The sequence below is a fragment of the Halarcobacter ebronensis genome (genome assembly GCF_013201825.1).
GTDB lineage: Bacteria > Campylobacterota > Campylobacteria > Campylobacterales > Arcobacteraceae > Halarcobacter > Halarcobacter ebronensis.
In genome coordinates this window covers 318,664-342,340 of the sequence record NZ_CP053836.1, presented here as the reverse complement: position 1 = coordinate 342,340, position 23,677 = coordinate 318,664, and the positions used below count along the sequence as shown (strand labels likewise).

Below are 23,677 nucleotides of genomic sequence, written 5' to 3'. Positions count from 1 at the left end.
ATCTTAACCTATAATCTCAATTTGATAATCTTCAATTACTGTATTAGCAAGAAGTTTTTCACACATTTTTGTAACCTCTTGTTTAGCCTCTTGCTCATTTAACGCATTTAGTTCCATGATAATTTGTTTACCAATTCTAACATCTTTAACAATATCTTTGAATCCCAATGTATCTAAAGCGTGGTGTGTTGCTTTACCTTGATCATCTAAAACACCTTTTTTTAATGCTACATTTACTATTGCTTTCATTCATTACCTTCAGTTAATATTTTTGCGATTATATCCAAAAGCACCTTTTAGGTGCTTTTGTCCTTTTAAACTATTTACTTAATCTACTTTTGATAGTGCTATAACCATCTAATACTTTGTTTTTAATTGAGTCTGGAACATCAACAGGAAGTTTTTCTCCTGGTTTTAAATCTTTAGCTTTCTCTTTCCAGTTATTCTCTTTTGCAAAATTTCTAAGAATTTGTTTATCCATAGAGATAAATTCACCCTTATCAAAATCTTCACGTGCAATAAATCTAGAACTCTCTGGAGTTAAAACTTCATCACCTAAAACCCATTCACCTTTTGAGTTAATAAATATTTCAAATTTTGTATCTACAACAACAATGCCATTATCTTCAGCAAATTGTGTAAATTTTTTGAAAAGATTCTCCATACTTGAAATAATTTCTGGGAATTTTTCTCTAACTTTTGCAGAGTTCAAAGGGATATCTTTTACCCCTTTTGTAGTTGGAGTAAAGATTGGTGTTTCAAATTTATGCCACTGTTGTAATCCTGCTGGAAGATTTAATCCATAAGGATCATTTCCACTTTGACAAGCATCAAATAAAGAACCTGTTAAGTAATTTCTAAAAATAAATTCAAATTGAACTACATCTCCATCAATCTCAGCTTCAAGAGGTTTACAAAGTTCCATAAACTGGCATCTTGGATAGATACTTAATGATTCATCTACATTCTCAGATAAAATTGCAGTTCGAATACCTGCCTCTTTTGCAAATTTTGCCCCGCTATTTGAGATAGCAGTTTGTAAAATACCTTTACCTTCAATTTCAAGTTTTAAAGGAATATCAAATACAGAACATCTATCACTTCTAACTAATAATATCTTTGGCTCATCCCCTGGACAAGTATAAAGATCTGCATTTTTTCCAATATAAAATAGGTTATAACCCAACTCTTCTAACTCTGAAATACCTTTTTGTGATGTAGTTTTCTTTGACTCTGGCCAAAGACCAAGCTCTACAATATCACCTATTTTCATCTAATCTCCTAATTATTTGTTAACAATTATTAAACTTTTTAAAATAGCAAGACCAACTGTTACTTGATTATCTTCTTCAATCTGTTTTTTAGTTAGAACCTTGTTACTTTCATCATCTTCATCTGTATTTTTTGCTTTTTTAGTACCATTCTCTTTTTGAAGTTCAACCTCTAAATGTTTTTTTAGGTCTGCTTCTTTTATTTTGAACTCTGAACCATTCTCTTTTACAGCTGCTCCTGGATATGCAACAACATCAGGTGTTATTCCAGTTGCTTGAATAGTTCTTCCGCTTGGAAGGTAATATTTTGCAATAGTTAATTTAATATTCTCTTTTCCATCTGCTGTTATTGGTAAGATTGCTTGAACAGAACCTTTACCAAAAGTTTTCTCTCCAACTACGATTGCTCTTTTATGATCTTGAAGTGCACCACTTACAATTTCAGAAGCTGATGCAGAACCACCATTTACAAGAACAACAAGAGGTTTGTGTGTAATTGTATTTGCAGGGATTGCTTCAAATTTCTCTTCATCTGAAATATTTCTTCCCTTTTGAGAAACTATTACTCCACTATCTACAAATAGATCAACTACCCCAATAGCTTGAGTTAAAAGTCCACCTGGATTGTTTCTTAAATCCAAGATTACACCTTTTGCTTTTGGATTTGCTTTTATAGCTTCTTTCATTTTATCAGTTACGTTTTTATCGAAACTTGAAACTCTGATATAAAGGATATTTTCATCTTCAATTGTTTTTGCAAACACTGATTTGATTTTGATTATATCTCTAACAATATCGATCTTGATTGGTTTGTTTTCACCTTTTCTAACAACTGTTAAGGTAATTGAAGTTTTTGGTTTACCTCTCATTAAAGAAACCGCTTCATCAAGTGTCATATTAAGTGTTGATTTATCATCTATTTTAAGAATAATATCTCCTGATTCAACTCCTGCTTTGTATGCTGGGGTATCATCAATTGGAGCAATAACTGTTAAAGCTGCATCTCTCATTCCAACAGTAATTCCTAAACCTCCAAATTCACCTGAGGTTTGGATACTCATCTCTTTTGAAGCTTTTTTATCAAGATATGTAGAGTGAGCATCTAACTCTTGCATTAGACCTTTTAAGGCTTTATCTACTATCTCTTCTAGTTTTATATCATCAACATAATATTTTTCAACTGTACCTATTACTTGTGTTAATTTTGAAAGTGATTCAAATCTACTTTGATTGTTTTCTTGTTGCTCTTCTTTTGCAATTACTGATTGTGATAAAAGAGTAACTAATGATGCGATAAGAAAAAGTTTGCTTAATTTTTTCATCATAAACCTTTTATTTATTATTAAGAGGTAGTATTATATAAAAAATTAGATAAAAGTAAGGTTTTATGATTTTTTTTGTATGATATTGACTAATTTTTTTAGAGGGTTTTAAATGAGTCTTAAAGATAACGTAAACTATGTTAAAGATGAAATAAGTAGCGAAGAGAAATTTCTTGAAAGTTTTGTAAAAATTGAGAGATTTTATAAAAGAAACAAAAAGCTAATTGTTGCAGCTATTGTTGTTGTTCTGGCACTTGTAATTGGATTTTATATAACAAAATATATTCAAGAGACAAATAAAAACGAAGCAAATATTGCGTTCAATAAAGTTTTAGAAAACCCTAAAGATAGTGAAGCTTTAGAAGTTTTAAAAACTAAAAACGAAAAGTTGTATGAGATTGCACAATATCTTAATACAAAAGCAGAAGGGAAAACTCCTAATGTTGATGTTAAATTTTTAAAAGAGTTAGTTCAATACGAAAAAGCACTTAAAGATAAAAGTATTTCTGAGTTAAATTCAGTTTCTATGCAAAATGATTTTTTATTAAAAGAGTTTGCAATTTTCAACAAAGCATTACTTGAGGCAGAAAATGGTAAATTTGAAGATGCAAAAGCAACTTTAAAGTTAATTCCAACAGACTCTAAAGTTAACAACTTAGTAAATATATTAAAACATTACTTGGCAACTAAATAAGGAATTCAAATGAAGTATTTAATTTTTCTAATCACCACTATTTTTATTTTTGCAGGGTGCTCTCAAAAAGAGTATTTTGAACCAGAAAATACAGTGGGTAGTTATGACAACACTAAAGAGGATTTAAAAGGCGACATTATCTCAATGAATAGAGATGGTGCAACTTTAGATAATGGTGAGATTATCACAAGAAGAGGACTCTCAACATTTACTATTCCTGAAGATTATCACTTTTTAAATATTGGAGATAATAAAGTTATCACTTCAAACTATAAAGATAGTATTATGATAGATAAAAAAGTGATTAAAACTGGTGGTGTTGTAGTTGCTGCTTCATTAAAAGATAACAAGTTAGCAATGATTTTTTCAAATAACTCAATTCAGCTTTATGATATAAATAGTGAAAAAATTCTTTTAAAAGAGTATTATAATCACTCATTTGTAAATGATACAAGAATTGCAAATCCATATTTTATGACTAATATTATTTTATTCCCTACATTAGATGGGAAAATAATAGTTGTTGCTGAAGATAAAAATCAAATTATCAGAAATATTGTTGTTGATGCTGATGGACAATTTAACAATATAATTTTTCTTGATGTAATTGATGATACTCTTGTTGCTGCTACAAGAAATAAAATCATCTCTGTTGGAGATGGAGTTTTAAATGTTAAGGATTATACAATAAGAGATGTTATCTCTAAAGGAACTAACATCTATTTAGCTACAATTGATGGCCAAATTATCAAAACTGATATCTCTTTAAATGTTATGGATAGAAAAAAATACAAATATGCAAAAATCTATGCACTAGCTTATGGTAGTTCACTTTATGCATTGGAATCTCAAGGATATTTGATAAATATTTCAAATGATTTTAAATCTGAAAAAATTTATGATTTTGGATTTAATAATGAAGAGAAAGTAATAGCACTTGGAGATACAATCTATTACGATAACGAATATATCATTTTAAAATAATCCACTTTTTTAAAAGAGAAGTTAACTCTTCTCTTTTAATCTTCATATAAAAAATAATCATTAAATAACTACTATTAACTAATCTTTAGATAAAATAATATTATGAAAAATAGTTTTAGATATCTGCTTATCTTACTTATAATTGTTATTCCAATTTTTTTCACAATAAATTATTTTTTAAAAGTAAAACTTGATTCTATTATGGATAACAAACACCAAGCTTTAGCTTCTAGTATAAACTCTTTGATTGAACAATCAATTGAAGACAAATCTAAAGCAACTCTAAATATAGCCTTAGCCATCTCTGAGTTTGCCTCAAAAAATACTCTTTTTACACAAAGAGATAATAAAAAATTTGAAGTACTAAAAAATATATCTTCTGAAATAAAAAATAATAGTAATTTTAAACATCTTTGGATTCACATTGTGGATAAAAATGGTGTTAGTAGATATAGAACTTGGACAGAAAAAGTAGGAGATAATGTACTCTCTAAAAGAAAAGAGTTAATAGATTTAATAAAAAATCCAAAAATCACTAACATTATTAGTGTTGGAATTTTTGATATTACTTTTAAAAGTATTATTCCTGTTTATGAAGAAGGAGAGTTTCAAGGTTTTATTGAAACAATTACAAAATTCAATTCTATTGCAGATAAATTCCAAGACAAAGGTATAGATTTTCTACTTTTAGTTGATAAAAAGTATAAAGATCAAATAAAAAAACCTTTTACTAAAAAATTTGTCAAAGAGTATTATGTTGCAAATATAGATGCGAAAGATTCTGCACTTGAAATTATGGATAAAAATTTAGATAAACTACTTAACATTAAAAACTACACAATCAATAATGATAAGTTTATCACCCTTTTTAAGCTATACGATTTCAAAAAAGAGCATATGGCGTATATCTTTACTCTTCAAGATTATGATAAAGTTTTTTCAAAAGAGATAAACAACTTAGAAAACTTTATTAAAATTATTGGTTATCTTCTTATTTTGATTATTATTGCGATTTTTACAATTTTTTACTATTTTAACAAAGCAAAATATACAGAAAAACTAGAAGAGGAAGTTAATTTAAGAACAAAAGAGATAGAACAACTAAACAAAAGATATAAACAGATATTTGATGGTTCAAAGGTTATGAAAATCTTAGTTGACCCTATTACAAAAAAAATCTATGATGCAAATAAATCAACACTAAATTTTTATGGTTATACAAAAGAGCAGATAACTTCCTTTACCACCCTTGATTTTAATGCAAATAGAACAGATGGAGATGATTTTATCTTTGAAAAAATATTAAAAAATGAAGAGTATAGATTTGTAATTAAACATAAATTGTCAAACGAAGAGATAAAAGATATTGAGATACACGCCTCTTTAGTTAATATTGGTGATAAAGAGTATATTTACTGTATTTTAAGAGATGTTACAGAAGATTTGAAACTCCAAAATGAGTATGAAGAGAAACAAAAACTTTTTTACCAACAAGCAAAAATGGCTTCAATGGGAGAGATGTTAGAAAATATTGCCCACCAATGGAGACAACCTTTATCTACAATAACCACAGCTGCTTCTGGAATGAAAATACAAAAAGAGTTTGGCATCTTAGATGACAAATTTTTTAATGACTCGATTGACACTATTGTTAAATCTTCAAACTTTTTATCACAAACCATTGAAGATTTTAGAAACTTTTTTAAAAAAAGCAATACAAAAGAGACTTTCACATTGGAAGAAGCAGTAGAAGATTTGTTAAAAATTATTAGTATAAAACTAAAAACAAACAATATAGATTTTAACCTAATTAACGACAACTCGTATAAAATTAGAGGCTATAAAAATGAGTTTATACAAGTTTTTTTGAATTTTATTAATAACAGTATAGATGCATTTAATCTTTTAGATGCAGAGAAAAAAATCATTTTAGTTGAATCAACTATTACATCAAATGCCATTTTGATTACATTTCAAGATAGTGCAGGAGGGATTGGTAAAGATACAATAGAAAAAGTATTTGAGCCATATTTTACAACAAAATATAAATCTCAAGGAACAGGAATTGGTTTATATATGAGTGAAGAGATTATTACTAAACACTTTAAAGGTAAACTCAATGTTAAAAACTCAAATTTTACTTGGAACTCAAAAGAGTATTTTGGAGCAAAATTTATAATAGAGTTGCCACTAAATTAAACTTTTAACAACTCTATTTCTTCCTATATTTTTTGCTTTATAAAGGAGTTTATCTACTTTTTGTAGAATTAAATCAATTGACTCTTCATTGTTCTCTTTAAAAACAACTCCAATAGAGACAGTAAATTCAACTTCTATATTTTCACTTATTTTGATTTTTGTATTATCGCAAGTTTCTCTTATCTTTTCAGAGATTTTATAAACATCCTCTTCATTGTACTTGCTAATAGAGATTGCAAACTCCTCTCCACCTAATCTACCAAATATCATATCTTTATCTATTATCTTGTTCACTATATCACAAAACTCTAATAAAACTTTGTCCCCTATATCGTGTCCATAGGTATCATTAATCCTCTTAAAGTGATCAATATCTACCATTATTACGGAAAAAGTTGAATTTTCACTATTTGATTTTTTTAAGTTTTTAATGCTTTGTTCAAAAAAATTCCCCCTATTTCTTATTTGTGTCAAGAAGTCTGTATGTGCCAATTTATAAAGTTCTCTGTTTTTATTTTTCAAGTTTCTGTAAGCATTTGTTAATTGTCTAGTTCTCTTTTCAACCTTATTATTCAAAACTCTATTTTGGCTAAGAATTAGTTTCTGTTTTTGATAAATAACAATAAAAACAAAAAGAAGAATTATAGAGTTGATTGTATTAAATATGTTTATTGTTCTGTTACCTTGAACAATTATTTGACTTCTATTAGAAACAAGAACTGTAGATAGATACTCACCTTTATAATTATAGAGTTCAATATAGTTTATAACTCTTTTGTTATCCAAATCAGTAATTATTTGTATATTTTTAAGATCTCCTATTGAAATACTATTTTTGGTCACGTTAGTGGTAATCTTTTCCCTATCTAATTGCAACTTTTCAAAGAGTGATTTAACTTCATTTTTTAAAACTTGTTTATTTAAAAACTTAACCGATATTAAAAAACCTCTATCATTGCCACTAAAATCACTTCTTAATATTTTTTGTTTTGAGGCATAAAGAAGTCTATTTTCATATTTTAATAGGGTTGAAATTTCTTCCAAACCTGATAGTTTTGGAAGAATATTTTTTTGAAATGCTTCTTTATCTAGTTTTAAAGAGTAAAATTCTTTACTATAATTAGAATATATTACTTCGCCATTTTTATTTATAAAAATAAATCCATCCACTCCTAAATCATCCAAAGTTGAACTTTCTTCTCTAAAATTTTCATAAATATAAATATCATTTTTGTTTTCAATAAAATCATAGGTTTCATCCCATTTAGAGTAATCATTTGTTATTACAGCAAGATTTTTCAAATCTGTATCCATGAATTTTATAAGTGATGTTAAATTGTTTTGATTTTGAGTTTTTTCTAAATCTATAAAATCATTAATAAAAAATTTGTAGCTAATTGTTCCTAAGGTAATAACCAATACAATATAAATAAATATTAAATATAGTAGATTTTTGGGTATTCTTAAATTCAATTTTACTCCTTAAGAAAATATTATAACATTTGAATAAAGGAAAACTGACTTAAAAATTTTTATTAGCTAAATTCTCTATTAATACTGTTGCATATGAACTCTTTGGTAAACTAAATGAGAGATTTAACTTTTTATCTTTCCTATTATAATTGACTAAAATCTCTTTTGGATAGACTAAAGCATCTCTTCTAAAACCCTTTTCCTGAATATACAAATCATCATATTTTTCTTCTAGTTCTCTTGCTTTATTTACACTTCTAAAGACTTTTCTACCAGGAAGTAATCCTGTTGGCACTACTTTTTTTTGCTCAAAATCTTTTTGTATGGCTTGAGTAATTGTTTTTGCTGTAAATAGTTTATTATTTGAATACTCTTTAAAAATATCTCCATCAAAAAGTTTAAAAGAGTTTTCACTTAGTAAAACTCTATTTGCTAACCAAGAGTTAAAAAAACTACTTTGATAGATACTAATAAGCATCTTTGCCATTTTATTATCTCTTATTACTAAATCACCATAAATAAGAGCTTTTGCTTTCTCTATATTCTCTAATGCATCATTTCCAAATCTTTGATAACCAAAATAGTTTGGTACTCCAACTAAAGAGATCTCTTTTAGAAGTTTTTCAATAATTATCAAATCTTTTTCTTCAACTTTATGCAAATTTATACTAAATTTATTTCCCTCTAAATCACCAATATTTAATTTACTTGTATGCAAAACAGTATCTAATATTTCAATATTTTTTGCCTTAAATCTTTTAAGCTCTTTTGAGTATTTTTTAGGAATAGAGATATATTGGGTTGTTGTTGCATTTTTATCTTTCAGCCCTGCATAACCAATCTCATTTTCATAAATTTTTAACTGTTTTGATAGTTTCTCTATTAAATCCCAAGTTCCATAGTTCTCTTTTCTAATTTTTGCAACTATGAAATTCCCTCTTCCACTAAATTTTATTGGATTCTCTTCAACAATAAAATCATCTTTATTTTGAAAGAAATCAAAGGTTAAAGGCTTATGTTTTTGGATAAATACTCTATTATTCATTTTTATTCTTTTTTTAAATTTTGGTATTATACTCACAAACTAATTACAAGGCTTTAAAATGGATATGAAAAAGATTGAATCACTTATTAATAAGTTTTCTACGCAAAGAGACTGGGAAAAGTTTCACAACCCAAAAAATCTTGCAATGGCTCTTAGTGTTGAAGCTTCAGAACTTGTAGAGATTTTTCAATGGTTAGATTTTGAGCAAGCAGCAAATTTAGAAGGTGAAAAAAAAGAGCATGCAAAACAGGAGATTGCTGATATTGCAGTCTATCTTATTAGAATCTGTATGCACTATAATATAGATTTAGAAGAGGCAATTATTGAAAAAATGAAACTAAATGAAAAGAAATACCCACTCTTTGATGAGCAAGGTAATAAAATAGAATATGGAAAGAAAAAATGAAAAAAATCTATATAGCTGGACCTGATGTGTTTGAGAAAAATTCAATACAAATAGGGAAAGAGTATGTAAATCTTTGTAAAAAATATGGTTTTATTGGACTTTATCCTTTAGATAACAGAATAGATTTTAATCAAGATAAACAAAAAATAGCTCAAGATATTTTTATTGCAAATAAAAAACTTATTGAAGAGTGTGATATTGTAATTGCAAACTTAAACTCTTTTAGAGGTTATGAGTGTGATAGTGGCACAGTTTGGGAGTGTGGATATGCAGCAGGGTTAAAAAAAGAGGTATATGGTTATTTGCAAAGAGAGGGAGACTATATTGACCAATTTTCTACAGAAGAAAAAGTAGAAGAAGCAGGAAGTTATTATGATTTAAATAACAAAGCTATAGAAGATTTCAACTACCCTTTAAACCTAATGCTCTCTTGTTCCATAAAAAAAATAGTAGTTGGTGATTTTGAAAAAGTATTAGCTCATTTATGATAAAATATTTCTTTATCTTATACCTAAAATAAGGAAAAGTCATAAATACTAATAGAGATATTCTTTTTTTGAGATTGAAATATTTTATATTTTTTATTGTTCTCTCTTTTATTACCTACCTAGCTTTAAATTTTATAGTAAAAGATAGTAAAGATAAATTCCTTGAACAAACAACTTTAAACTATGAAAAAGCCTATAATAGTGTATTGTCACAGTATAAAGATCTATCAGAAGTAATTTTTACAGGACTCTTGCGATTTACAAGAGTTGATGAAAAGTTGTTAGATATCCAATCAAAAAACATTGAAGAGAGAAACAGTATAAGAAAAGAGTTATATTTACAAACTATTAGTAGATTTAACTCTTTAGAGAAAAAACATATTATAAGTATAAACTATATTCTTCCTGACAATACTATCTTTTTAAAAATGCTTGATCCTTTAGATTATGGAATGGAACTTAGTTCTAAAAGAGAGACTATAAACTTTGTTTTAAAAAATAAAATTCCAACATATAGTTATGAAATAGGAAGATATGGTTCTGGATACAGGTTTGCCTATCCAATTATTAAAAATGATACATTTTTAGGAATTATCTCATTAACTTTTAGCGAAAGAGCTATTACCTCATCTTTAATGAATCAATATGAAGTTTTTAGTAATTTTATAATCTATAATAAAGATTTTGACAAAGAGTTTTTAAACTATACAAACACTTATCAAAGAGCTCATTTTGATAATTTCTTGCATAGAAAAGAGGTTTTAGAAGATTTAAAAGAGTATTCACAAAAGAATATAAACCAAATAAAACCTTCAGAAGATATCTCTAAAGTACTCTATGAAAGAGGAGAAAAAAAAGAGGCTTCATCTATTTTTATAGATGAAAAAGATTCAATTGTGACAATAATTCCAATCCATCATCTTTTAACAAAAGAGTATTTAGGGTTTATCTCTTTAATTAGTAAAGGAAATACAATAAATCTTATAAATAGTAATCACTATACAATCTTAACTTTACTTATTATTTTGTATTTCTCTTTGACTCTTCTATTTCTTCAACAAAGAATAAAAATATTAAAAGATAAGAGTTTAAATGAGGAGATGCTAAAAAAAGACCAACAACTTTTAGAACAAGCAAAAATGGCACAAATGGGTGAAATGATTGGGAATATTGCCCACCAATGGAGACAACCTCTAAGTGCTATTAGTACTGTTGCAAGTGGTATTAAACTAAACTATGAATATGGCATTTTAAATCAAGATGATATCTCTAAAAATATGGATATTATTGTAGAAAATACAAAATATCTCTCAAAAACTATTGATACTTTTAGGGATTTTATAAAAGAGAAAAGAGTTGAAAAAGAGGTTCTTATCCAAGAAAAAATTGAAGAGAGCTTAAAAATTGTTCAATCCTCTTTAGAAAACAATCATATAAAACTTATAAAAGAGATCGATTATAACAATCCAGTTTTGATTCATATGATATCAGAAGAGTTGTCTCAAGTTATTATAAATATTATAAACAATGCTAAAGATGCCATAATAATAAACCAAATAAAAGAAGGCTGGATAAAAATCTCTCAATACTCAAATGAAAAAGAGTGTTACATCTATATAGAAGATAATGCAGGAGGAATTGAAGAGAGTCTTATCTCTAAGATATTTGACCCATACTTCACAACCAAACATCAGTCACAAGGAACAGGTCTTGGTCTATATATGAGTAAGATAATAATTGAAAAACATCTTCATGGTAAAATTGTTGTTTCAAATATAAAAGATGGAGCACTTTTTAAAATAATAATCCCTCTAAAAAAAGAGATTAAATAACCTTTGTAAACTCTTCAAAGAGTTCATCATTTAGCTCTTTTCTTAACTTTAATATTGTATTTATGGGTTTATTTCCATTATACTCAATACAATCAGCTAAACCTAAATAACTAAACTTTTGAACTTTTTTATCAACATGGGAAAATTTTCTAACAAATATATGAAGATTTACACCTTGCTTTTTATTATCTATTAATCTATAACCATCTCCTTTATCTTGAGACATAAGAGGTTTGCTAACAAAAGTAAAAGTATCTTTTGAAGAGAAAGTATTTACATAAGCTGAGGCTTTTGAGTATTTATCTTTTTCCAAAGTTATAAAAAGAAAAAAGTCATCTTTGTATTTTAAAAAACCACTTCCCCTAAAGGAGCTATGAATTTTGTCAAAATTTGATAAAAGAGCAATTTCAAGCATATTGTATTTTTCATATGGTTTTAAAAATGGAAGTTTAAAATCTTTTGAACCAAACTCCTCTTCATAAACTAACAAACCATAATTTATACTATTTAAAAGAAACTCACTTTTTATCTGATCTTTTAAAATAGCTTTGGCTTCATCTGTTAACTCTAGTTTATCTTTAGATAAAGTAACCACCTTTAAAAATCTCTCTTTTTGAGAAATATCAAAAAAGTTTTGATTTAAATAAGAAAAAGAGTGTTTTATGGTTTGCTCTTCAACATTATCTAGATATTTATTAACTACACTTCTTGCTTCAACAAAACTGCAACTTCCCTTTTGTATTACTCTTTTTAATATTGCAAACTCATATACTCTTCGTAAAGGCAACATGGAGTCTAAAAATCTACTAAATTTCAAGAAAGCCTCATCTTTGCAGATGGTTTTTATACTTTTATCCTCTTCAACTCTATTTACAAACTCCACATAAGATTTTGATTCACCAATAAAAGGAAGAGCAGAAATTAACTCTTTGTACTCAAAATAGTCTTCAAGCATTGGTATTTTATTATTTAGCTGCAATTTAAACTTCATATAGTTATCTTTTAGATATTTAAAACTACTTAGGTTCTCATTATCTAATTGCTCTAAAACCCTTGTTTTAGTTATCTCATCAATTACAATATGTGTATTTTGAAAATTTGCAAAATTATTCAAAAGAGAGAACTTTACACTCTCTTTATCTAAAACTCTATTTCCACAAAGCGCCAATGCAATTAAAAAACTTTTTTTGTGGTTACCTATAAAATCAATTACAGTTAAAAACTCTTTATCTTTATATTTTCTAAGTCCTCTTCCTAATTGTTGGATAAATACTATAGAAGAGTTTGTGGGTCTTAGCATCAAAATTGTATTAATTGAAGGGATATCAACCCCTTCATTAAAGATATCAACACTAAATACTACTTCTAAAGAATCCTTATCATCTTCTACTCTTTTTAAAACCTCTTCCCTTTTTGTTATACTATCTTCGCTTGTTAAACTTAAAGCTTCTATTCCTCTTTTAGAGAACTCTTCTGCCATATATAAAGCATGCTCTTTAGAGACACAAAAACCCAAAACTTTTCTCTTTTTTCCAGAGTTTCCATAAAAGTTCATCTTCTCAATAATAAACTCTACTCTTCTATTTACCATCAATAGTTTTGCAAGTTTTGAGATATCTTCAATATCTATACTTTGGTAATCTATTGCTTTAATATCTGCAATTCCGTAGTAGTGAAAAGAGCTTACTAAATCCTCTTTAAGTGCTTCATTCAGTCCAATATTTGCTGCAATATTATCATCAAAAAGTTCATATATGGAAGAGTTATCCATTCTATTTGGAGTAGCAGTAAGTCCTAATTGAAATTTTGGTTTAAAGTACTCTCTTACTTTTGTATAAGAAGGAGAGCTTATATGGTGGGCTTCATCATAAATAATATAATCAAACTCATCTTTTTTAAAACTTTCATAACAACTACTTAAAGATTGTATTGTTGCAAATAAGTAGTTACTATTTATCTGCTTATGGTTACCACTTAATAATCCACAACTAGCCTCTTCTAAAATAGTTTCAAAGGTACTTTTTGCCTTCTTTAGAATATTTTCTCTATGAACAATAAAAAGCATTTTTTTAGGTTTAAATGTTGCTACATCAAAAGCTGCAAGATAAGTTTTTCCTGTACCTGTTGCTGCTATAACTAAAGCTTTATCTTCACCCTTTTCTCTAAAAAAAGTTAATCTATCTAAAGCCTTTTTTTGCATCAAATTTATTTTTGGTTTAGAACTATAAAAAAACTCTCTTTTTATCTCTTTTTCTTTATGATTTTTATACTCTTCTAGAAACTCTTTATTTAGTCTAATAGCCTCTTCCCACAAAGATTGAAATTCAAAAAGAATCCTCTTTGTAAACTCCTTTTCTTTTTTAGAGAAGATTTTTATATTCCACTCAATATTAGTTTTAAATGCACTTGCAGTAATATTTGAAGAACCTAAAAGAACTCTATATTCATCTTCAAACTCAAAAATATATGCTTTTGGATGAAAACCACATTTTGAAGAATCAAAGATTTTTATCTCTATATTTTTAAATAAAGAGAGTTTTTCTAATGCCTTTGGATCAGTAAAATCCAAATATGTTGAGCTTAGAATTTTCCCTTTTACTCCTCTTTTTTCGCAATCTTCTAAAGAGTTTAAAAGTAGTTGAGTCCCTGAATAGTTTATAAATGCCACATTAAAAATAAAGGATTTGCACTCTAAAAGAAGTTTTGTCAAGTGATTAAAAAAATTGCTGTTTTCACTATTTGTAATTAGTTGGTTCAAAATACTCTCTTAACTTAGTTTATCAAAGGCAAATCTTACAGCACCAAGTAGTGCTGTTTCTTGATTTAAAGAGACTTTTAGAGGGATTGTTTTTAATAGACTTTCAAATCTTCCTTTACTAATAAATCTATTATAAAAATACTCTTCTTTTAGTATGGTTAATAATTTGGGAGCTATTCCTCCACCTATAAATACTCCACCCAAAGAGAAAGATTTTAGTGCAAGGTTACCAGCTTCAGAACCATAAACTTCCATAAAGAGTTTTAATGTCTCTTGACACAAAATATCTTTATCTTCCAAGGCACATTTGCTTATCATGGCACCTTTGTCCATTCCTTCACTCATATTCAAAATTTTTGAAGGCTCTTTTGCAAAACCACTGCTTACTAAAAAATCATAGATATTACTAATTCCCATACCTGAGGCTACCCTCTCAACACTTACATGTGAAGGATATTTTTTTCTAAGCCAAAGAAGAAGTTCATCCTCTTTTGTAGTTGTAGGAGCAAAATCACTATGTCCACCCTCTGTTCCAATTGGAGTATATGAGACTCCATCCCAATATAAGATTGCCTCGCCCAAGCCTGTTCCAGCAGCAATTACTGCAATATTACCCTTTTGTTTTTTTGCATTTGGATTTAACTCAACAAACTCTTCTTCTTTTAAATATAACATTCCATAAGCTGTTGCTTCCAAATCATTTAACAATCTTACTTTTTTTGTATTAAAAAAATCCATAATTTCACTTGCACTAATGTGCCAAGGAAGGTTTGTTGTTTTACATCTTTGTTCTATAATTGGACCTGCTATTCCTATGCAAACTGCTTCGATTAAAGGAGTACCATTTTTTATATGAAACTCTTTTATTATTTGCATTAAGCTATCATAATTTTTGCTTGAAAACTGCTCTTTTATGACTAATATTGGTTGGTTCTCTTTTATTTTATATAGAGCTAAATTTGTTTTGGTTCCACCTATATCGCCAGCTAATATCATTATTTCTCCTCTAAAGTTATCAAATACATAAAAGATTCTATAAAATACTCATTTGCCTCTTTGGGTGTAAGTTTATAAAAATACTCCCAAGCTTGTCCTTTTTGCTCATCATAATTCTCTTCACCATTTAGTTTTTGCCACGCAATTTTTACCGCATAACCTATTAAAACATCAAGTAGCAAATCTGTATTAACTCTAATATCAGGATTCTCTTCAAAGATTGTTATCAATGTTTGTAAAAGTTCTAAATTTAGCTGTCTATAATCAGGAGCTTCAATACTTTGAAGCAAAGAATCAACCCTTAATTCAAAGTTTCTCTCTCCTGCTGTGGTATCCAATGTTGATTCAGAACCTATTCTATTATTCGAGTCATATTTATCTCCAATAACCAAACCTTTACACTGCTGTAACAGATACCAAATTCCAATATAAAAACTATGTGATAATTTAGAAATCATTCCAATATCTTTTCTATATTGTGCCCAATCTTTAATATCTAAATTATCATCAATTTTCTGTTTTGTAAAAATTGTATCTAAATTAGTAATACCAGTAACAAGAAGATTTTCTTGCTCTTTTATCTGTTCAACTTTAGATGAAAATGAAAATAAAATCTTTTTTAAATCACTATAAATACTACTTGGTGGCATACTTATCAATCTTTCATAACCACTTGAAATAGGTATTTGCTCATCTTTGCAAATATTACTTACTAACAGCTGTACAAAATACCAGCTTCTTATTGTTAATATTCCCTCAAAAAGTTGAGATTCAACTCTTATTAAATGCCCTAAATGAAGAATAAGTTCTTGGGTTAATGCTCTTTCAGCCGAATTTTTTCCTGAGAAGTTTTTAATCATCTCCAAAATAGTATAATTATCAGCTGGTTTTGACAAAGTAGCACCTTCGCTATATGCTCTTCCTATACCTAATCTTTTTTGCCTTATAACTATCTCAAGGACAGCATCTTCTAATCTTTCATCATATGAGTTTAAAATATCACTTAGTTTTCTAATTACTGCCCAATTTTGACACACTGTGGCATACTCGTAATAGTGTTGAGCTAAAGAACCTAAAGATATCATTTTATCTTCAATTAGAACCTCGTACTCTAAGTTGTGTCTTCTATATAAAATCTCTAAAATATAGGTTTTCTCTTTTAAAGAGATAGTTTTTATAAGGCTATCAACTAAATTATTATCTTCTTCTTGCTCATACTTTTGCATATCTTCTAGTCTAATTGTTTTTGATATTTCACATTCTAAAAGACTTGAAGTATAAAAAGTTCTATTTGTAATATCAAAATTAAAATCCTCCACTTTGTAACCGTGAAGATTGTCAATTCTTTCTAATCCTGCAGTTGTTAAAAGCTGTTCTAGAAAGCCGACTTTGACTTCTATATTGCCAGAATAACCACTTTGTAACTCACTTAGAAGTTTCAAAATTTCATCTTTTTGATCAACTTCTAACATCTCCTCTTTAACAAGAAAAGGAAGAATAGGCTGCCCTGCTTGGTCCCAATAGCTTGACAAAAATTTTAATGAAGCTCTAAAATGCTCAACTAAAAGAATATTGTCTTTACTAAAATAGAAACCTTTTGGATTAAAAAAGTATGGAAGAAAGACTACATACTCACCTGCTAAAATATGAAGTCTTGAAGTAGTAATAGAACGTGGTACCCAAGATGGTTTACCAGTTAATCTCAATTTTTCATTTTTCCCTAATAATTTATGTACCGAAGATAATTCAGAAGCATGGGCAATTTTTAGAGGTTTTAACTCCTCAATTGTTTGTGTATTAAATCCATAATTTAGAAGTTGCTGTTTTACAAACTCATCTTCAGAAAGAATTGCAACCATTGGATAGGTTTTTCTCTTATGTCCTACTCTTTTTCTTCTGTTAACAGGATCAATATCATTTACATCTAAAATGCCATCTAAAATCATACTAGATAACAAATAAAGACTTTGTGCCCATACTAAAGGGATATTCTCATTTGGAACTCTTTTTTGACTTCCTGGATTTTTTTTCTCCTCTTCAATAAATTCTTTTGGCACATAATAGAGTTCTGGAAGAAGTCTTTTACCATCTTTTTCAACAAATAGAGGTTCAAGTTTCTCAAGCCAAACTACTGCCTCCTCTTTTTCCCCTTGAACAAGGGAGTCTAAAAGTAGATATGTAAAAAATAGAGGCCACTCTGATTCAATATTTTTGAACTCTCTTAGTTCGGACTTTTCATAATGTAATCTTGAACTATCTTCTAAAGAACTTTGGTGACCATCTAATAAAAATCTTTTGCACCCATAGTTCCCCATAAGTTTTTTTAGTATCTTGTTTTTTGTCTTTTTTATTAAATCAACATCTTCCACAGCATAAGCTGGATATCCTATAATACTTAAAAGTGCCCCATCGCTCTCTTTAGAGCTTGATTCCCGTGGTAAAAGCTCCCTTAAAGTGAATTTTGATCTTGCAATATCACTTGAGATAACATGAATTATTCCTTCACTTCCTGTATAATTTCCTAAAAGATTAAATCCGTTTATTGCCTCTAAAGCTGCTTTTGCCATTCCAACAGAACTACAGTTAATCTCTGTACTTCCTGTATTTATTTTGTGTCCTCTTTCCCATATTCCAAAATCTGGGATGCAGTAGGTTTTACTAATATAGTGAACAAGATTTTGAACAAAATTTACTTCATCAATTGTATAAACAATATTTAACCCTGAAGCAATCATTTGTGTTAACATCAGAACATATAAGGAGGTAGCATCTAGTTGAAGATGTCCCCATTTATCATCGCCTACAACAGGTAACCCTGTATTTGTTCCATACTTTGCATGAAGTGCATCTAAAGGATTTGATGTGTATTTAAACTTTTCAACTTTATCTCTTTGTCTCATCATAGCTAAAAGCAATCCACGCATAAGTTTAACTACACTTTGAGATAATAAGTAAGTTTTACAATCAGAAGGATTATATTTTTTATAGGCTAAACTTAAACCCCAAACACAAAGAATACTATAGACATTATCTCTAACCCAAGCATCAGTGTAGTCTCCATGTGCATTTACTGCTGTACTTGCAGGAAGTAGTCCAGTAATTGGATTTTGTTTTGATAATACATCTCTTTCAACATCAATAAAGTGCTTTTGTAGCTTATCGTAGAGTTCACTGTTCATATATTCTTCCTTTACTACAAGAGATTATAAAAATTTTTGATTAAAGTTTGGTAACTTTACACATCCTCTTTAAAAGAGTTGTAAATATTTTCAATTTTGTCTAAATTATTTATAAAAATATCTACCATTTTAGGATCAAAATGCCTACCTTTCTCCTCTTTTAAAAACTCAACAGCTTCATTAAAGCTCCAAGCTCTTTTATAGGGTCTTATAGAGGTTAGTGCATCAAAAACATCAGCAATTGCAACAATCCTCCCATAAATATGTATATCTTCACCTTTTAACCCTTTTGGATACCCTTTACCATTATATTTCTCATGGTGATTCAAAGCAATAATAGCTCCAGCTTTTAAATATTCACTTTGGGAATCTTTTAAAATTTCATACCCTATTTGGGCATGTGTTTTCATAATCTCAAACTCATCTTCATCTAACTTTGCAGGTTTTAAAAGTATTTTATCTTCTATTCCAACTTTACCTAAGTCATGAAAAGGTGCTGCATAAAAAATAATCTCTTGTTCCTCTTCTGAAAGTCCATACTCTTTTGCCAAAAGTTTACTATAGTTAGAGACTCTTGCCACATGAGATGCTGTTTCAGGATCTTTATATTCAGCTGTTTTCCCTAAGATTTGTAATGTTTCATGCTCTCTATTTATTAATCTTTCTGTTGCTTTTTGAACCTCATCTTCTAAAAATTTTGCCTTATTTTCAAGCAAAATTCTATTTCTATAATTACTCAAAAGATTTAATACTCTTGCTTGAAAAACTACGCTATTTATTGGTTTATTTAAAAAATCATTTGCTCCTAACTCAAAAGCCTCTTTATGAATTCTTTCATCATCCCCAGCTGCTGTTATCATAATAATAGGTACCACTTTATTACTGTTTCTATACTCTTTAATAAACTCAAGTCCATTTAAAGTTGGCATCATATAATCTGTAATTATCAAATCAACTTTATTTTTCAATACATACATTAAAGCTTCCAATGATTCTGAAAAACTTATTACAGATAGATTCATTTCTGAACATATTGCTTCTATAAGATAAAGATTATTTTCATTATCATCTATAGAAACTATCGTCATATCACCAAATTGCATCATTTTGCCTTTGTTATAGTTAGTTTACATTTTATAATTATTCTTCTTAAAGTGCTTAAACTAATTAGTATAAAAATTATAACTATTTAAGCTCAAAAATATCTATTTTATTAGTATAATTGCAGAAAAAAAGGATATTTATAAATGTATAGAAGCATTGAATCTCTTGTAAAATCATCACAGTTTCAAAGTTTTATCATTGGATTGATAATTTTAAATGGAATCTCTATGGGATTAGAGACTTCTAAAACAATAATGTCTTCTTATTCTAGTTTTATTCTAACTTTTGATAAATTTGTTATTGCAATATTTACTTTGGAGATTGCCCTTAGAATATTTGTATATAGAGTCTCTTTTTTTAAAGACCCTTGGTCACTGTTTGATTTCTTTATTGTTTTAATCTCACTTTTTCCCGCAAATGAGAGTTTTGCAATCTTTAGAATCTTAAGAGTTTTTAGGCTTTTTAGACTAATAACAGTAGTTCCTCAAATGAGAAAAATAGTCTCTGCACTTTTAAGTGTAATTCCTGGAATGCTTTCAATTATGGCTTTAATGTCCCTTATCTTTTACATCTTTGCAATTATGGCAACAAATCTTTATGGAGAAAACTTTCCTGAGTGGTTTGGAACGTTAGGAGACTCTTTTTATACTCTATTTCAAGTTATGACTTTGGAGTCTTGGTCAATGGGAATAGTAAGACCTGTAATGGAACAACACCCTTATGCTTGGCTCTTTTTTATCCCTTTTATTTTTTTGGCAACTTTTGTAATGATAAATTTAATTGTTGCAGTGATTGTAGATGCAATGGCCGTACTAAAAACTGAGGAAGAGAGTAATATTATAACTGAAGTAAAAGGGAGTGAAAACTCTATTCATGATGAAATTAAAGAGTTAAAAAGCGAGATTAAAGAGTTAAAAGAATTTCTTATAAACAAAAAAAGAGATTAGTTTTTCCAAATCTCTTTTCTCATCTCTTCAACTTTTCTAGTCAATTTTTTTATCTCATCTTCTTGCTTTTCATTTATTGCTTTTACTATCTCCATCTCTTCAATAAATTTTCTTTTTTCCTCTTCATTTTTTTGATTTTTTACTTTTTCAACTTGTATTAAATCTACATATTTATTTATCTCTAACTTTTTAGTTTCCAACATAGCTTTATATTTTTTTTCATCTTCATGAAGTCTATTTTCATAACTTTTTAGTTGGGCTTCACAATTTGCCATCTTCTGTTTTAGTGAGACTAATTTACTTTCATAACTTGTTATATTTATAGCAGCAAGTTCTTCCCTTAAAGCTCTAATCTCCTCTTTATATCTATGCTCTCTTAGGTTAAACTCTTTGATACTTAATAATACTTTTCTATGAAAATCTCTTTTTTCAAGATTCTCTTTTGTTGTTAAAAAAGCTACAGTAGTATATTCATCTTCCCCTTCTGAGTTTTTGAATATTGAACTATTTAAATAAAAAACTTCATTTTTTTTAGAGATAAATTTTGTATTACCTCTCCAAATATCGCCCTTTTCAATCTTTGACCAACTATCTTCTATATATATTTTTGGAATGTCTGGATGAATAATATCATTAAAATTAAGCTTTCCTATCTCCTCTTTGTTATATCCACTTATTTCACACATTGAGTCATTCATATATGTAATAGTTCCGTCTCTCTTCAATTTGAAAACAACAGCAACTTTATCAACAGATGAGATATAGTTATTAAGTTCCTCTTGTTTTCTCTCTAATCTAAATTCAAAATATTTCTTTTCACATAAAATATCAATTTTTTCTAAAAGAGTTTTTATATCAATCGGCTTTAATATATATGAACTAACATTTAAGTTTATTGCTTCTAATAATATATCATTATCAATTTTTGCAGATATTATTATAAAAGGAATATATAAATTTGTGAATCTAATAGATTTTAGAAGATCTATGCCATTCATTTTTTCCATTTGTATTTTTGAAATAATAATGTCAATATCTTGATTTTCTCTATAAATTTTTAATGCTTCCAAACCATTACTTGCAGTAAATATTTTATTAAAGTATTTTTTTAATGTTGAGACTAGTATCTGCAAATCATCTTCATTATCTTCAGCAATTAAAATAGTAATATTTTTTAAAAAAGATTCATTCATATATACCTCTTTTAAGCATTTTTTTGTTGTAGTTTATGTAAGTCTAGCCTATGATACTTAAAAAAGACTAAAAAAGTTATTTATGAAATAATTTAAAAATCTATTTTAAAAGCTTATCTGATTTTTACCATTTCTTTTTGATTTATATAAAAGAATATCTACTCTTTTATATATGCTCTCTTCTGTATCATCTTCTTTAACCTCTACCAAACCAACACTTACTGTAACATTTTTTTTCTCTTCAACCAACAAAGATTCTTGAGTACAAAGTAAAAGTTTTTTACAAACTTTATGACCATTTTCAATATCTGTATTTGGCAATAAAATCATAAACTCTTCTCCTCCAACTCTAAATATTGTATCATTGGCTCTTAGATGCATTTCAACTAATCTACAAAATTTTATTAAAACCTCATCACCTATATCATGTCCAAATTCATCATTTATCTTTTTAAAATCATCTATATCAATTGAGACTAAACAAAAAGGAGTGCTATGTCTCTTTTTTGTATTTAGAAGCTCTTTTATTTTTTCGTTGTAGGCTTTTCTATTTTTAACTTCAGTCAAAGAGTCCGTAATACTCTCCTCTTTTAACTGATTAGTTTTTGTCTCTATAACATCATCTAGTGTTGCAGTAGGAATAAGCCATCTTTTTCTTATTATATAATAAATGATTAGTAGAGTTAAGAGTCCAAAAATAATTAAAAAATAGAAGATATATAAATAGATTTGATTATTACTTAACTCCAACTCAATAACGTCATAATTATTATTTTTATATACAAAACTATCAATATCAACTTCAGAATCTAAAAGTCCAATTATTTTATAAACATCACAAATCTTTTCTAATCTTCTTTTATCTAAATGTCCTATTTTATTTATATCATTATCAATTGCATACTCTTTTAAAGAATATCCCTCTTCTATTAAACTCTTCAATGATTTTTTCTGTGTATTATATTTTTCATATATTACAGTTGCACTTTTTCTAATATTATCAAAAGCATATTTCCAACCTTTTATTGTGGCTTCATAAAAATCTTTTACTATTTGGGGATTATTTTCAAGATATAAAGAGGAAGTAAAAAGGATATCTTCATAAAAATCAAATCCATAATCTCTTGGATTAAATATTTTATAATTTATTCCTCTATTTTTTAGCACTATTGGTTCATTTGAAATATATGATGCCATTGCATCAGTTTTTTTATCTATTAAATCTTGTATATTAAAACTGTGTTCTTGTATTTTTATATCTTTTAGTTGTATATTATTTGAGATAAACATTGCTATTAAAGAGGCTGAAATTTTTGCATCATTTGTAATCATTACTTTTCTGTTTTTAAGATCAGTAATATCATTTATATCTACACTATCTCTTGTTAATAAAACCATTGGAGAGTGCTGAAAAATTGCTCCTAATGCAACAAGATCTTCTCCCTTACTTTTATCAATCATTAAAGATGGACGCCCAATTGCAAACTCTATATCACCACTTTTCAGAAGTTCTATTGCGTCACGCCCTCTTGAAAATTCTATTAGTCTAACATCAAGTTTTACATCATTATAATATCCCAACTCCTTTGCCATTATATATCCAGCAAATTGAAACTGATTTTTCCAATTTAATTGTAATGAAATTATTTTATTTCCCACATAAGAGTATAAAAGTGAAAAAGACAAAAGCAATGTAAATAATATTTTCATATATTTATTTTTCCATATAGTATATATTTTATAAATATTATACTCAATAAATTTTAAAATATATATACTTTTATTA

Annotated in this window: 18 protein-coding genes; 7 read left to right on the top strand and 11 right to left on the bottom strand. The window is 27.7% G+C overall.

Annotation, left to right across the window (positions count from 1 at the left end; genetic code table 11):
- Positions 1–3: 3 nt before the first annotated feature.
- The 3 genes from purS to AEBR_RS01770 all read right to left on the bottom strand — a co-directional run bounded on the left by purS (position 4) and on the right by AEBR_RS01770 (position 2,593).
- Positions 4–249: a phosphoribosylformylglycinamidine synthase subunit PurS gene (gene purS, locus AEBR_RS01780; protein ID WP_128981239.1), complete on the bottom strand. Its 246-nt coding sequence runs from the start codon at positions 247–249 to the stop codon at positions 4–6.
- Positions 250–319: 70 nt separating this feature from the next.
- Positions 320–1,273 (bottom strand): phosphoribosylaminoimidazolesuccinocarboxamide synthase, encoded by a 954-nt coding sequence (locus AEBR_RS01775; RefSeq protein WP_129086196.1) that lies wholly within the window; start codon positions 1,271–1,273, stop codon positions 320–322.
- A 12-nt stretch (positions 1,274–1,285) separates the two neighbouring features.
- Complete coding sequence (locus tag AEBR_RS01770) at positions 1,286–2,593, bottom strand: S41 family peptidase (protein ID WP_420370930.1); 1,308 nt, start codon at positions 2,591–2,593, stop codon at positions 1,286–1,288.
- Positions 2,594–2,705: 112 nt separating this feature from the next.
- Between AEBR_RS01770 and AEBR_RS01765 the strand changes: the two genes are divergently transcribed.
- From AEBR_RS01765 to AEBR_RS01755, 3 genes are all read left to right on the top strand, one after another.
- The gene (locus AEBR_RS01765; RefSeq protein ID WP_129086194.1) at positions 2,706–3,287 is read left to right on the top strand and encodes a tetratricopeptide repeat protein; all 582 of its coding nucleotides are present in this window, start codon (positions 2,706–2,708) and stop codon (positions 3,285–3,287) included.
- A gap of 9 nt (positions 3,288–3,296) precedes the next feature.
- A complete protein-coding gene (locus AEBR_RS01760; protein ID WP_129086193.1) occupies positions 3,297–4,271 on the top strand; it encodes a hypothetical protein in 975 nt (324 codons plus the stop codon).
- A 102-nt stretch (positions 4,272–4,373) separates the two neighbouring features.
- The gene (locus AEBR_RS01755; protein WP_129086192.1) at positions 4,374–6,470 is read left to right on the top strand and encodes an ATP-binding protein; all 2,097 of its coding nucleotides are present in this window, start codon (positions 4,374–4,376) and stop codon (positions 6,468–6,470) included.
- On the opposite strand, the gene AEBR_RS01750 is transcribed toward AEBR_RS01755, so the two are convergent.
- Together AEBR_RS01750 and AEBR_RS01745 are read right to left on the bottom strand one after the other, a co-directional pair.
- Positions 6,462–7,943, bottom strand: coding sequence for a sensor domain-containing diguanylate cyclase (locus tag AEBR_RS01750; RefSeq protein WP_129086191.1), 1,482 nt, complete (start codon positions 7,941–7,943; stop codon positions 6,462–6,464). The two genes, AEBR_RS01755 and AEBR_RS01750, sit on opposite strands and share 9 nt — an antisense overlap.
- Before the next feature lie 49 nt (positions 7,944–7,992).
- Positions 7,993–8,988, bottom strand: a complete 996-nt coding sequence (locus tag AEBR_RS01745) for a tRNA pseudouridine(13) synthase TruD (RefSeq protein ID WP_129086190.1) — start codon at positions 8,986–8,988, stop codon at positions 7,993–7,995.
- 58 nt (positions 8,989–9,046) lie between these two features.
- On the opposite strand from AEBR_RS01745, the gene AEBR_RS01740 reads away from it, so the two are divergent.
- The 3 genes from AEBR_RS01740 to AEBR_RS01730 all read left to right on the top strand — a co-directional run bounded on the left by AEBR_RS01740 (position 9,047) and on the right by AEBR_RS01730 (position 11,714).
- Positions 9,047–9,394 carry a nucleotide pyrophosphohydrolase gene (locus tag AEBR_RS01740; protein WP_129086189.1) on the top strand — a complete coding sequence of 116 codons (348 nt, stop codon included), beginning with the start codon at positions 9,047–9,049 and terminating at the stop codon, positions 9,392–9,394.
- The gene (locus tag AEBR_RS01735) at positions 9,391–9,882 is read left to right on the top strand and encodes a nucleoside 2-deoxyribosyltransferase (RefSeq protein WP_129086188.1); all 492 of its coding nucleotides are present in this window, start codon (positions 9,391–9,393) and stop codon (positions 9,880–9,882) included. Before AEBR_RS01740 ends, AEBR_RS01735 begins: the two co-directional genes overlap by 4 nt.
- Positions 9,883–9,950: 68 nt before the next feature.
- Entirely contained in the window at positions 9,951–11,714 is a 1,764-nt protein-coding gene (locus AEBR_RS01730) for a sensor histidine kinase (RefSeq protein WP_129086187.1), read from the top strand.
- Here the strand turns inward: AEBR_RS01730 and AEBR_RS01725 are convergent.
- The 4 genes from AEBR_RS01725 to AEBR_RS01710 are packed head-to-tail and all read right to left on the bottom strand — an operon-like array spanning position 11,707 to position 19,750.
- Positions 11,707–14,472, bottom strand: coding sequence for a DEAD/DEAH box helicase (locus tag AEBR_RS01725; protein WP_129086186.1), 2,766 nt, complete (start codon positions 14,470–14,472; stop codon positions 11,707–11,709). The genes AEBR_RS01730 and AEBR_RS01725 overlap by 8 nt on opposite strands.
- A 9-nt stretch (positions 14,473–14,481) precedes the next feature.
- A complete protein-coding gene (gene glk / locus AEBR_RS01720) occupies positions 14,482–15,468 on the bottom strand; it encodes a glucokinase (RefSeq protein ID WP_129086185.1) in 987 nt (328 codons plus the stop codon).
- Positions 15,468–18,647 (bottom strand): phosphorylase b kinase regulatory subunit alpha/beta, encoded by a 3,180-nt coding sequence (locus AEBR_RS01715; RefSeq protein WP_129086184.1) that lies wholly within the window; start codon positions 18,645–18,647, stop codon positions 15,468–15,470. Before AEBR_RS01715 ends, glk begins: the two co-directional genes overlap by 1 nt.
- 56 nt (positions 18,648–18,703) lie before the next feature.
- A complete protein-coding gene (locus AEBR_RS01710) occupies positions 18,704–19,750 on the bottom strand; it encodes an HD domain-containing phosphohydrolase (RefSeq protein WP_129086183.1) in 1,047 nt (348 codons plus the stop codon).
- Between the two features lie 144 nt (positions 19,751–19,894).
- On the opposite strand from AEBR_RS01710, the gene AEBR_RS01705 reads away from it, so the two are divergent.
- Positions 19,895–20,698 (top strand): ion transporter, encoded by an 804-nt coding sequence (locus AEBR_RS01705; RefSeq protein WP_129086182.1) that lies wholly within the window; start codon positions 19,895–19,897, stop codon positions 20,696–20,698.
- Here AEBR_RS01705 and AEBR_RS01700 read toward each other — a convergent pair.
- The gene (locus AEBR_RS01700; RefSeq protein WP_129086181.1) at positions 20,695–21,891 is read right to left on the bottom strand and encodes a response regulator; all 1,197 of its coding nucleotides are present in this window, start codon (positions 21,889–21,891) and stop codon (positions 20,695–20,697) included. The genes AEBR_RS01705 and AEBR_RS01700 overlap by 4 nt on opposite strands.
- Before the next feature lie 105 nt (positions 21,892–21,996).
- A complete protein-coding gene (locus tag AEBR_RS01695; protein ID WP_129086180.1) occupies positions 21,997–23,601 on the bottom strand; it encodes a GGDEF domain-containing protein in 1,605 nt (534 codons plus the stop codon).
- Between the last annotated feature and the right edge of the window lie 76 nt (positions 23,602–23,677).

Excerpts from the sequence above, each read along its gene's own strand:
- AEBR_RS01705 (WP_129086182.1), top strand. The coding sequence starts at position 19,895 with ATGTATAGAAGCATTGAATCTCTTGTAAAATCATCACAGTTTCAAAGT.
- AEBR_RS01715 (WP_129086184.1), bottom strand. The coding sequence starts at position 18,647 with ATGAACAGTGAACTCTACGATAAGCTACAAAAGCACTTTATTGATGTT.
- AEBR_RS01745 (WP_129086190.1), bottom strand. The coding sequence starts at position 8,988 with ATGAATAATAGAGTATTTATCCAAAAACATAAGCCTTTAACCTTTGAT.
- AEBR_RS01740 (WP_129086189.1), top strand. The coding sequence starts at position 9,047 with ATGGATATGAAAAAGATTGAATCACTTATTAATAAGTTTTCTACGCAA.
- AEBR_RS01710 (WP_129086183.1), bottom strand. The coding sequence starts at position 19,750 with ATGCAATTTGGTGATATGACGATAGTTTCTATAGATGATAATGAAAAT.
- AEBR_RS01735 (WP_129086188.1), top strand. The coding sequence starts at position 9,391 with ATGAAAAAAATCTATATAGCTGGACCTGATGTGTTTGAGAAAAATTCA.
- AEBR_RS01755 (WP_129086192.1), top strand. The coding sequence starts at position 4,374 with ATGAAAAATAGTTTTAGATATCTGCTTATCTTACTTATAATTGTTATT.
- AEBR_RS01775 (WP_129086196.1), bottom strand. The coding sequence starts at position 1,273 with ATGAAAATAGGTGATATTGTAGAGCTTGGTCTTTGGCCAGAGTCAAAG.
- AEBR_RS01700 (WP_129086181.1), bottom strand. The coding sequence starts at position 21,891 with ATGAATGAATCTTTTTTAAAAAATATTACTATTTTAATTGCTGAAGAT.
- AEBR_RS01770 (WP_420370930.1), bottom strand. The coding sequence starts at position 2,593 with ATGAAAAAATTAAGCAAACTTTTTCTTATCGCATCATTAGTTACTCTT.
- AEBR_RS01765 (WP_129086194.1), top strand. The coding sequence starts at position 2,706 with ATGAGTCTTAAAGATAACGTAAACTATGTTAAAGATGAAATAAGTAGC.
- AEBR_RS01695 (WP_129086180.1), bottom strand. The coding sequence starts at position 23,601 with ATGAAAATATTATTTACATTGCTTTTGTCTTTTTCACTTTTATACTCT.
- AEBR_RS01760 (WP_129086193.1), top strand. The coding sequence starts at position 3,297 with ATGAAGTATTTAATTTTTCTAATCACCACTATTTTTATTTTTGCAGGG.
- purS (WP_128981239.1), bottom strand. The coding sequence starts at position 249 with ATGAAAGCAATAGTAAATGTAGCATTAAAAAAAGGTGTTTTAGATGAT.
- glk (WP_129086185.1), bottom strand. The coding sequence starts at position 15,468 with ATGATATTAGCTGGCGATATAGGTGGAACCAAAACAAATTTAGCTCTA.